This window comes from Ohtaekwangia sp. (genome assembly GCF_036568665.1).
Taxonomy (GTDB): Bacteria; Bacteroidota; Bacteroidia; order Cytophagales; family Cyclobacteriaceae; genus Ohtaekwangia.
This window is the reverse complement of the sequence record NZ_DATCSD010000053.1, coordinates 15,952-27,997: the sequence shown is the minus strand read 5'-3', so window position 1 is coordinate 27,997 and position 12,046 is coordinate 15,952. Positions and strand designations below refer to the sequence as shown.

The 12,046-nt window shown below is 45.2% G+C and carries 6 protein-coding genes and 1 pseudogene; 2 read left to right on the top strand and 5 right to left on the bottom strand.

All coding sequences use genetic code 11. From position 1 onward, the window contains the following. From VIN08_RS03010 to VIN08_RS02995, 4 genes and pseudogenes are all read right to left on the bottom strand, one after another. Positions 1-464, bottom strand: a pseudogene (locus VIN08_RS03010) (hypothetical protein); the annotation flags it as partial. Between the two features lie 308 nt (positions 465-772). Beyond that, complete coding sequence (locus VIN08_RS03005; protein ID WP_331960011.1) at positions 773-1,498, bottom strand: LytTR family DNA-binding domain-containing protein; 726 nt, start codon at positions 1,496-1,498, stop codon at positions 773-775. Positions 1,499-1,513: 15 nt separating this feature from the next. Continuing rightward, the gene (locus VIN08_RS03000; protein WP_331960008.1) at positions 1,514-2,641 is read right to left on the bottom strand and encodes a sensor histidine kinase; all 1,128 of its coding nucleotides are present in this window, start codon (positions 2,639-2,641) and stop codon (positions 1,514-1,516) included. Positions 2,642-2,789: 148 nt separating this feature from the next. Further along, on the bottom strand, positions 2,790-5,165 hold the full coding sequence (locus VIN08_RS02995) for an ABC transporter permease (RefSeq protein ID WP_331960005.1): 2,376 nt from the start codon (positions 5,163-5,165) through the stop codon (positions 2,790-2,792). A gap of 397 nt (positions 5,166-5,562) precedes the next feature. On the opposite strand from VIN08_RS02995, the gene VIN08_RS02990 reads away from it, so the two are divergent. Then, a complete protein-coding gene (locus VIN08_RS02990; protein WP_331960002.1) occupies positions 5,563-9,603 on the top strand; it encodes a response regulator in 4,041 nt (1,346 codons plus the stop codon). A gap of 44 nt (positions 9,604-9,647) precedes the next feature. Further along, the gene (locus tag VIN08_RS02985; RefSeq protein WP_331959999.1) at positions 9,648-11,522 is read left to right on the top strand and encodes a PAS domain S-box protein; all 1,875 of its coding nucleotides are present in this window, start codon (positions 9,648-9,650) and stop codon (positions 11,520-11,522) included. Between the two features lie 7 nt (positions 11,523-11,529). Here VIN08_RS02985 and VIN08_RS02980 read toward each other — a convergent pair whose 3' ends face one another. Next, positions 11,530-11,910 carry a hypothetical protein gene (locus tag VIN08_RS02980; protein WP_331959996.1) on the bottom strand — a complete coding sequence of 127 codons (381 nt, stop codon included), beginning with the start codon at positions 11,908-11,910 and terminating at the stop codon, positions 11,530-11,532. Between the last annotated feature and the right edge of the window lie 136 nt (positions 11,911-12,046).

Here is a 12,046-nt window from a genome sequence, read left to right as displayed (position 1 = left end):
TTATTGCTCACCAACGTACCTCGATTATAGTCGAGCACTTCCAACGTAAAGCGATATACACCTTCCGGAAGTTTAGCGCCTTTTTCATACTGACTTCGACTGATACCAGCGAAGTCAAGGTTTGCCGGATTAAAATACTCGACTATATCTTCACCGTATAGCTGTAAGGGTATACCTCCTCCCGGTAACACCAAAGGTTGTTGTGGAATGAAATTCTGTTTGGTGCGAATGGTGATTCCTACACCTTCAATAGTAAGTCTGAGTTTACCGCGATACTCGGTTAATGTCGGGTCATTCAGCAGGAACGTAACAGACAGTTGCTGTGAGCCGGACGCGGTATAATCGCTGAGATACGGACTATAGGGTGGTGTTATCTGCGTATTAACACGAACAGGGAAGGTTTGCGCGACTACATTTAGACAACTACCTAATAGCACACAAGCCCAGATATAAAATGACTGCATATCGGTTTAGTAAGCCCTGAAGATAGAGCTTGCTATTTCGCCAGCAGTTGCAGTGTACGTTTGCTTGCAGAATTTTATGATTTTGAAAATAGTTTGACCGTGTTGAGTAAATGTTTTGAGGTATATAGGTAGTATATGAGAATATACCTACACCTTGTTTTTAGGTATGGATTGTGTGATAAGGTTGATGATAGTGGAGTTTATAGTAAGTAATATTATCTATACTATAGATTTACAGAATCGCTATAAACCTGATTTCAGGTATAGGATATGTGTATAAATTTGTTAAGAATAGAAACGGTTATTAATTACTTCCTCCAGAGTTTATCGTTTACCACTTTACTGATCACTTCGTCATGATAATTGCGGCTGATGGGGATGCGATGCGACTGAATGATGATCTCGTTATTTTCTATCGCTTCTATTTTGGCGATCGATACAATGAATGATTTATGTACACGTATAAAAGCCTGCTTATCGAGGTTCTCTTCTACGTTCTTCAGGTACAGCAGCGTTATATACTTTCCTTTGGTAGTAAACAGCACAACATAGTTCTGCATAGCCTGCACGTAGAGTATATCATCAAAGTATATGCGTTCGTATTTATAGTCGCATTTGATGAAGAAGTAATCAGCATTGGCTTTTGATTGCTGATCTGCCACCAATGATTTCTCTAACAACTGGTGATAGTCCTTTGCTTTATTCACTGCTTTGAAGAAGCGATTGAAGGTGATAGGTTTCACCAGGTAATCCAGCACATCCAGTTGAAAGCCTTCCAGTGCATAGCTGGGATAAGCCGTGGTAATGATCACCATAGGAGGGTTGGGCGTTACCCGCAGAAACTCTATACCGTTGATCACCGGCATCTGTATATCTAAAAAGATAAGATCGATGTCGTGTTCATCCAGCAGGCGTGTTAGCTCTACCGGGTTACTGCCGGTGCCCATCTGTTGCAAAAAATCAACTTCCTTTATATAGTTGGTTATGCACTCGCGGGCCAGGGGTTCGTCATCAATCACTACACACTTTAACATAGTCAGTATATATTTCTATCGCATGGGGGCGGCTGCCCGTTCCTGTATATAATTTTCTTCCAGGTCGAGCCTGAGTGTTACCTCGAACTGATCATTCTGCTTGTTTATAGTAAGATGATGTTTGTTGGGGTAAACAAGATCCAGCCTTCGCTGCACGTTCTTCAATCCTATACCACTGTGCTGTATAAATTCTTTGTTGGCTGTATACTGCGGAGCTACACTGTTGGAAATAGTGAAATATAGTCTGTGTAATTCGAAGTGGAGTTCCATCCGTATCCAGTTGGCACGGTCTTTCTGTTGCGATACATGCTTGAAAGCATTTTCAATAAACGGCATCAATACAAAAGGAGCAATCACCAGGTCGTGCGATAGTTGCTGATCGATGTGCATGCTCATCTGCACGTGGTTATGATCCTGCCGCAGCTTTTGCAATTCGATAAAACTCTCCAGGTATAGCAGCTCCTGGCTGAGGGGTATCTGGTGCTCGTTGCATTCGTATAATTGGTAACGCAACAGGTCAGAAAATTTAGCGAGCGACTCAGACGCCATCATCGGGTTCTTGTGAATGAGTACAAAGATGGAGTTGATGGTGTTGAAGAGAAAATGTGGATTGAACTGCGACTTGAGAAACTTCAACTCGGTTTCCAGTTTTTCTTTTTCAAGCGCCTGTTCTCTTCTGCGGGTTTGTATCCAGTTCTTGGTAAGTTTTACACTCATGCCCAAGGTCATACTGGCCATGGTAGAAGGCAGCGAATTGATCTTGAAGAAATAGGTATAATTTTCAGGGTCAATACCGTATAGATCTTTTACCGTGCGGCCAACCACCCACGCGCTTACATAATAACCGCAGGCGATGAGCGCAGCTACACAAAAAATAGTTACCAGCAACCAGGCTATATAGCGAACATAATGACCTTTTTCCAGGAAGCGCGGAATAAGAAAGTATAGATTGAAATATACCCCGATGGCCTGGAACACCACGTAGAAGAGAAATTTGGTTGAATACGGGGAGAATATGTTGGTTACCACAGCCGATATACTGCCAATGGTAATCGTCCACCAGGCGCAATGGTAGACAAACCAGAAGGGGAGGTGGTAAATTTTATACCGGAAAAACCAATGGTCTTTAGACTGTATATTCACAGGGAGCGCATGCTATAAGGAAAGGTACTCAATTTCCAGCGCATGATGTACGTGCATCGGCCACGCGTTGTAAAAAAGTGATCAAAGGACGGATAGAATTGACAAGAGGCAAACAAAGTCGCCCCTTGATAAAATTTTGTTGATGCCGTTACTCCTCTCGCAACGCCAGGATCGGGTTGGCTGATGCGGCTTTATATACTTTAGACCCAATCATGATGCACGCCAGCCACAGTACAACGCCCGCAGTAACTACGAATGTAAGTGCGTTGGCGGGTTGATGATAGAACCATAACAGCTTCATCATTACCAGCACAAGCTTGCTACCGAGTATACATCCACCGAGAGATGATATTACGAGTATAAAAAAGAACTGCAGGTTGGTAGTCCAGATGATCTGCCCGATGGAAGCGCCAAAGATTTTTCGTACACCGACTTCTTTCATCCTGCGTGCCAGGTTGAGCGACACCGTAGAGTATAATCCGGCTATTGAGAGAAACAACGCTACAGCGGCCAGGAAAGTAAATATAGTCACCACATTTTTGCTGATGTCTTCTGCTACCTGTACAAGCTGGTTCATGGGCTGGCCAAGGTAAATTTTATTGGGGAATAGTGCCGTCCATTGCTTTGCCATATACTCCTGTACGGCAGCTGCTTTGCCGTGAGCCGTGCGCACAATAATCTGCCGGTAATTTTTCTCGGGAGCAAAGCGAAGAATTACCGGCTCCTGTTCGTGCCACATACCGCGCGAATATACCGTGTTGATAACGCCCACAACATATACCTTAACAGTGTCGTGCAGGATGATGCTTTTTTCCAATGCGTGATCTATACCGGCACTTTCCGCAAGATCGCGTGTAATGATAACAGATTCGTGCAGATCATTTTCAGAAGCCGGATTGAAGTCGCGCCCTTCCAGTAATTGAAACCCCATCGTATTGCGATAGTCTTCACCAACCTGCAATACATCCGCGCGTATATCCAGGCCGTTGAATTGGATCGTCTGGTTTGCTTTTCCACTATATAAATTATCGGTAGTGCCGGTAATCGTAACAATGTCGGCATGTTGGGCAAGGGCATTGCGGAATGTTTCAAATTCATCTTTACCATTTACCGGTGCCACCACCACTTCGTTCTGTGCAAAGCCAAACGAAAAGTTTTTCTGAAATATGGAGTTCTGATAGAATGCAATGGAGAAGAAGAGCGCGATTACCGAAAAGGCAAACTGCAATACCAGCAGTGTTCGTGTAAACAAACTGGTGCTACCAATCTCTGCTTTCCCTTTCAATATCTGTGCAGGTTGAAACTTGCTCACGTAGAAGGCCGGGTAGGCACCGGACAGTGCACCAACGATCAATACAATCGCACCCAGAAATACAAGTATATCCGGGTTGTGCAAAATGTTCAATTCCAGTTTCATGAAAGGCCACATCTCGTTCCAGGCGAGGATCAGTATATCGCTCATGGCAAGACTTATCAATACAGAGAAGAGACAGATCAATGTAGCTTCGCCTATAAATTGCAGCACGAGCTGAATCTTTATACTGCCCATTACTTTGCGCAGCCCGATCTCCTTCAGTCGCCTGGTAGATATAGCCACCAGTGTATTGGTAAGGTTAAAGCATGCTATCGATAGAATGAGCAGCGCCATTACTCCCAGTGTAAGAATGATCGGGAGAGGCGTTGTGCCGCGTGTGAGCGTTCCTCCCGTCTGGTCTTGTGCATCGCGTTGTGCCATGCCGGTAAATGGATCGAGATAAAAATTCTTTATATGGAAACTCAATCCCTGTGCATTCACCAGTCCCGTATAGGGCGCGAGTTGTTTTTCAACAGCCGGTATACGTGTAGCGTCATCCACTCGCACAAATACATTGTTGAAGTTCGACCAGTAATCTTCGGTGGACGCATATTCGTGAAAGTAATTTTCGTAACGCACAAAAGCATCGTTTTGAAAACTGGATGTAACCGGGAGGTCTTTATAGAGTCCGGCAACTATATATTCGCGGCTTTCTCCGGAGTTCAACAGTTGTTTTAAAGTTTTGCCCAGCGCATCCGTTGTGCCGAACAATTTACGACTCATACTCTCGGATAAAAGTATAGAGGATGGATTGTTCAATGCTTCTGCTTTTCCTGCTATAAATTCTGTTTCGAACAGCGTAAAGAAAACCGGATCGACATAGGCGAGTCCTGAAGCAAACGATTCTCCCTTTATACTGAACTGCGATTGAGAAGGCGAGTAACGCATAATGGCCTGTATATCTCCGGTGTTCTCCTGTAGAAGTTGCCCGAGCGGAACCGGTATAGCTGCGTTGTGCTGTTCTTCGTTAGCGGTAGTGCGCACCGCGTTGATGCGGTATATATTTTTATTGCCGTAGCTGCTGTCGAACGAATGGTTCACCTTAAAGGTGAGGTAGGCAATTACACAGCATGCGAGCGCTATACCCATGCCGAATACATTAATGCCAATGAAGACTTTGTTCTTGAGAATATTTCGAAGAGAGATGAGGAGATAATTCCGGATGATCATGCCGTTGCTATAGCTGTTATAAATTTATACTGAATTGCCCGCTCTGTCGCCAATACTATGCCAGCGGGAAAATCCGGTAATTATGATAAAAAAGTGGGAGAAATGCGTTCGTTTTTATATCAGCGCGACCGCTTTTGGACATACAGGCCGGGCGTTGTAAAAGATACGAATGGCTTTTCAAACTGCAGAATCCCACCGGGGGATATAGTTCATTAGTGTTTAAACCTTTATCCAATAATTATTTGGAATAGGTATATTCTTCATTTTCTTTCATCGTATCTTCTTTTCAAATCGATGGCAGATTGTTAGATTTAGTTACGGTTATCAGGTAAGAAATATTTAGCGGTTACATAACCTGCGGTGTAATTCACGTGTCGGGTCAATTAGTGTTTACTGGATGAAATTCTTCAGAAATCTTTCTATTCGGAACAAGCTCATACTCCTCGTTGTATTTCCGTTTTCTGTTGTGCTGTTCTTTTTGCTGAAGACTATAACGCTACGGCTGGAGGGTGAGCGGTGGAACAGCCAAACATGTCGCAACCTCGATGCGGTAGAGCATATCACTGCGCTGCTGCATCAGCTGGAAGGTGAGCGTACCGCTACCGTTGCGTACCTGGCAACGAGCCTGCCTGAAGATAAAAAAGAAATGTACCACCAGCAGGAGCAAACAGATCAGTCGCTCGCTTCGCTGCAGGAATATTATACCGGAACAACATTTGGCGGAACACAACTGGATTCGCTGATCGATGCCGTACGCCAGCGAAAGCGAATGGCGGCAACACCTGCCAACCTCGATCTTACCACGCTTGGGCTACTGGCCGAGATCAACAAGGCATGGGAAGATTCTCCCAATGCAGCGATCAACGGTCAGCTTGATTGTCTTTTGTTCCTGCTCTATGCCAAAGAGTTTCTTGCGCAGATACGCGATGATCTGTTGAAGGCTTCGCTTCGGCAGGGCTTCCAGGGAATGGAGTATGGTAATTTTGCTATGGTAAAGGGCAAGCACGAAATAAACCTGTATAAGTTCGAGCGCTATGCGTCACCGGATCTGCAGCTATATTTTAAAAGTAATTATAAGAACAGCAAGGCCGTTGCCAACACGAAGGCTATGCTCGACTCGGCATTTGCTACCGGTGGTATACGTGCACTTGCATTGCCTGTAGATGACTGGCGTGCGCAGGTAACAAGTTCCATCAATATTTTACAGGCTATGCAACTGCGCATGCTCAGCACGATACGCCATGATATAACCGTAGATTCTGAAGTGATTGCTTCTGCCCTTATCCGGAATAGTATACTTGCCGTATTGGTGGTTGTGGTAATTGTATCGGTGTCGTTAATTACGATTAAGGAAGTGGTGCGATCGGTAAACCGGATGAAAGATGCTACGGTGCGCATCATGAACGGTGATATCAATTTTTCGCTGGATGCTTCTTCGAAAGATGAAATGGGACTTCTCGCGCATTCGTTCAACGAGATGATCACGGTTTTTAAAAGTTATGTGCAACTGGCCGATGCTATAGGAAAAGGAAATTACGACCGGGAGATTGTTGTGCGAAGCGACCTCGATATACTGGGCAAAGCGTTGCACAATATGAAAGTAAATCTGGAAGTGTTGTCGCGTGAAAAGGAAACGCGGGCGTGGTTGCTGGCAGGACATCGCGAGTTGAATAATTTGCTGCGCGAAGAGAAAGGTGTGCGTATCCTGGCACGTGAAATTATAGGGCAAACAGCTTCGTATCTGAAAGCACAGGCCGGTGCTATATATCTGCTGGAAAATGAGCGACTGCACCTGGCGGGTACCTATGCCGTTGATCCGGATTCGCTCACCGAGTCGTTTGCTATAGGAGAATCGCTGGTAGGCCAGGCTGCACAGACCGAAAGGTATATTTTGTTTGAAGATGTGCCGAACGATTATTATTTACCCATCAGTTCATCACTCGGTCATATAGTGCCTACCTGTGCACTGGTATATCCGTTCATGCACATGGGCAAAGTAAAAGGTGTGCTGGAGCTTGGTGCAGCGCACACGTTTAGCCGGCTAGACCTGGAATATCTGCAAATGGTTTCCAACAATATAGCGATCGCTTTCAACTCAGCACAATCGCGCACGCGCCTTGAATCGTTGCTGGAAGAAACGCAACACCAGGCAGAAGAACTTGAATCGCAGCAGGAAGAACTGCGACAGTTTAATGACGAGCTATTGGAAAAACTTGAATCTATAGCACAGTCGGAAGCGGAGTTGAAAGTGCAGCAGGAAGAACTGCAGGAGTCCAACGCATTGCTGGAAGAGAAGGCCAATTTACTGGAGCATGAAAAACAACAACTGGAAGCTGCCAAGACACGCGTGGAAGAACAGGCGCGCGAGTTTGAATCGGTGAGCAAGTATAAATCTGATTTTCTTGCCAACATGTCGCACGAGTTGCGCACACCACTCAACAGTATATTGATTCTTACGCAATTGCTGATGGAGAATAAGAATGGCACGCTGGGAGAAAAAGAATTGAAATACGCGAGCGTGGTATATACTTCGGGTAATGAGTTGCTGATCCTCATCAACGATATACTCGATCTTTCGAAAGTGGAAGCCGGCAAGATGGATCTGGAGATCAATCATTTTTCGTTTGATGAAGTTACCAATGATCTCAATACCATGTTCCTGCAACTGGCCCGTAACAAGTCGATCGAGTTTGTTGTGAACGTGAATGGCAATGCCCATAAAACCATGGAGTCAGACAAGCAGCGGCTTGTGCAGATACTGCGCAACCTGTTATCCAATGCATTCAAATTTACTCCTGCCGGTGGCAATGTTACCTTAACCATTAAACCGTGTGTAGATGCGCAAACATTGCAATCGGCCAGGTTGAAAGATATACCGGATATAGTATGCTTTGAAGTAAAAGATACCGGTATAGGTATTCAGAAAGATAAACAGGAAATTATATTCGAAGCATTCCGTCAGGTAGATGGCACCGATAAACGAAAGTATGGGGGCACTGGTCTTGGTCTTTCTATCTGTCGTGAGTTATCCGGTTTACTGGGTGGAGAGATCCAACTGGAAAGCGAAGAAGGGAAGGGCAGTACCTTTACGCTATACCTTCCGGCAGTGTATACATCTGATGGCGACTTGCAGGATATAGCCCCGGGCTCTGGCAATCACAATGGAAATATAGCAGAACACATTCTGCGCAACGCGCGGCCTGTTGAACCGTTGCCTATGACAGAAGATATAGTAGATGATGACCGCACAGCTATAGAAGAGAACAGCCGCAAGATATTGATACTGGAAGATGACCGCGAGTTTGCCGATGTGTTATTATCGTTTGTGCGCGAGCGGGAGTATAAAGGCATCGTATCGCACCAGGGTATAGCGGGGTTGCAACTGGCTCACCAGTATAGACCCGATGCAATTTTACTTGACATGAAGTTGCCGGATATAGATGGCACGGAAGTTATCCGTCAATTAAAAAATGATTCTGACCTGCGCCATATACCGGTGCAGATCATTTCCGGCTATAGCCTGAAACGTGAAGCCATGAAACTCGGGGCGTTTGACTTTATCCGCAAGCCGGTAAAAAAAGAGGACCTGCAAAGTATATTTGACAAGCTGGAGCATTTTGCCAACCGCCAGTATAAACGGCTGCTGATTGTAGAAGACAATGAAGAGGAGAACAAGGCTATACAAGCTATGATCGGCAATGGCGATGTAGAATGTATAGCGGCCTATAGCTGCGATCAGGCATATGAAATGCTCACACAAAGTGAATTTGATTGCATGATTGTAGACCTCGGTATAGGAGACACTGCGTGTTTTTCATTCCTGGAAAAAATTCGTTCCAGCGAAAATCTGCAGACGGTGCCGGTTATAGTATATGCTGCGCAGGAACTTACGGCCGATGAGAATAAGCGACTCGCCAAACTTGCCAACACGGTTGTATTACGGACGGCCTATTCGCACGAGCGACTGCTGGATGAAACTACATTATTCCTGCATCGCATCGAATCAAGGTTGCCACCGGAGAAGCAGAATATCATTCGCAAGCTCCATCGGAGTGATGCTGTATTGAAAGGTAAAACAGTGCTTATTGTAGATGATGATATTCGTAATATATACTCGCTCACCAATGTGCTGGAGGATGAAGGACTCGTGTGCCAGACAGCGGAGAACGGACGCGAGGCGATTGCCGTGCTGAACGATAATCCGGCTATCGATATTATACTGATGGATGTGATGATGCCGGAGATGAATGGCTATGAAGCAACACAAGAAATCCGCAAGTCAGAGAAATTTTCGAAATTACCCATCATCGCGCTAACGGCTAAGGCTATGCGCGGAGATCGTGAAAAATGTCTCGCTTCGGGTATGTCCGATTATGTAACCAAGCCGGTGAACACGCGGCAGCTTCTTTCGCTGATGCGCGTGTGGCTGTATAAATAAAGTGCTGGAACCCGTTAAGGAGTATCGTATAAAACAGTAGAGCTATGGAGTCACGTACAATCAACCAGGCTACGATTTTGCTGGTAGACGATCGCCCTGAAAATATACTCGTCATGGAAGAACTGCTGGCGAAAGAAGGCAGAACTTTTCTGAAAGCCAACGATGGTGACGAAGCGCTTCGGATTGCGCTGCGCAATGAGATAGACCTGATTATTCTCGATGTGCAGATGCCGGGCATGGATGGCTTTGAGGTGGCCGGTGTATTAAAATCACGAAGGCAAACAAAAGATATACCCATCATCTTTGCTTCAGCCGTAAAGAAAGATAACGTGTTTGTTATAAAAGGACTGGAAGAAGGTGCGATCGATTATTTATACAAGCCGCTCGATCCGGCCATTACGCGTGCTAAAGTAGATATACTCCTTACGCTGCATTTGCAAAAGAAGGAATTGATCGAGAAGAACAGTCGCTTGGAAAAGTCTGCGTTGCTCATCAATAACTCAGCCGATATTATCGGTATAATTGATACGGAGAAATTGGGTTTTGAAGAAGTAAACCGCGCGTTCACGACTATACTGGGATATGAACCGGAAGAAGTATATGGCGCAGCGCTCAATAAAATTATACACCCGGATGATCTGAAGATGGTAGAACAGTTTCGCCAGCGATACGAAGACCGCATCTCGTTCGAAACACGATCATACACCAAAAACAAAAAACAGATATGGTTGCAATGGAACGTTGTAAACAAAGGTGACAAATGGTTCTTTAACGCGCGCGACATTACTACTATAAAAGAAGCAGAACGGATACGCAACCTGCTGGCTATAATTGTGCAGCAATCGCAGGATGCTACCTATATACATAACAAGCATGGCGATATCCTTTCGTGGAATGAAGGTGCGCAACTGATGTATGGCTATACAGAAGCCGAAGCACTCACTATGAAGATATGGCACCTGATACCACACGACCTGCAACCGGAAACGCAGAAACTTACCAACTATGTATTGGAAGGTGGCAGGCTGGAATCGCACGAAACCAAACGCATTACCAAATTCCGAAATATACTCGATGTGCTGGTATCGTCTGCCTTGATTACCGATAGCAGTGGCGAGCAGTCGGTAGCTGTAACGGAGCGCGATGTAACAAAAGAGAAACTGGCAGGCGAACAGATCCGGCAATTAACGATACGGCTACAGAACAACATCATTCAACTGGAAGCTGCGAATCAGGAACTGGAATCTTTTTCATATTCTGTATCGCACGATCTGCGCGCACCGCTGCGTGCTGTGAGTGGTTATGCCAATATACTCGAAGAGAGTTACGCGAAGAACCTGGATGAAGAAGCGCGTACGGTGTTTGGTACTATACAGCGCAATGTAAAACGCATGGGCCAGCTCATTGACGATCTGCTGGATTTTTCGCGACTCGGTCGCAACGAAGTGCCCAAGCTGCCGGTAAATATGGCGCAGCTTGTAGAGCGTATCATTACCGAGTTTAATCAAAGCACCAATCATAAAGCTTCGGTAAGTATACATACACTGCCGCAGGTATATGGCGATCAGTCGTTGCTGCGCCAGGTGTGGGTGAATCTTATATCGAATGCTATAAAATATTCATCGAAGGGAAAGGAACCGTGGATCGAGATCGGTGCCAACCCGGGTGACGATGAAACTATATTTTATGTAAAGGATAATGGTGTAGGATTCGACATGCGCTATTCTGATAAACTCTTTGGTGTATTTCAGCGGTTGCACGGAGTGCGCGAGTTTGAAGGCACCGGTATAGGACTGGCTATTGTAAAGCGAATCGTTTCCAAACACGGTGGTCGTGTATGGGCAGAAGCAGAAGTGAACAGGGGTGCTACGTTCTTCTTCTCACTGCCCACAAAAAATACTGCCGGTAAAAACTGGTAAACGATTTTTAGGAAACAAACTGCTGCAGATATTTCTGCGCTTCGCTTTCATCGGTAAACAAACGTGTAGGAGTAGTTGGCCGGTTTAATCCCATATAGAAATTACCAATGATCTTTGACATGGGGCTGTCAACAACCACTGCAACGCCCTTTGTATATGCAGAGCCTTCTTTTGCTAAATAATCGCGCGCTGATTTATCAGCACTCTTCAGGCCGCGAATGTCGCAATATACCGGGTAGTCTGCTTGTTTCTGAAATTGGATCCTGTCAGACACAATTTGCTTTGCTGCGGCAAGATCAATAACAGCGTTCATTTTATAAACGAAGAATACTACGCCAGCCTCTATCCAGAACCTGGCGTATTCATTTTCAAACTCGGGTCTTTGCATGCGGAATGACTATAACGACATTACTATATATACGAAAGTTAATTGTTTTGTCGGATTTACATAACAGTGTACGCCTAAATATCTAAAGCAGTGTTGAAATATTACCCCACTTCCTGTTATCCACCCATCCAAATGG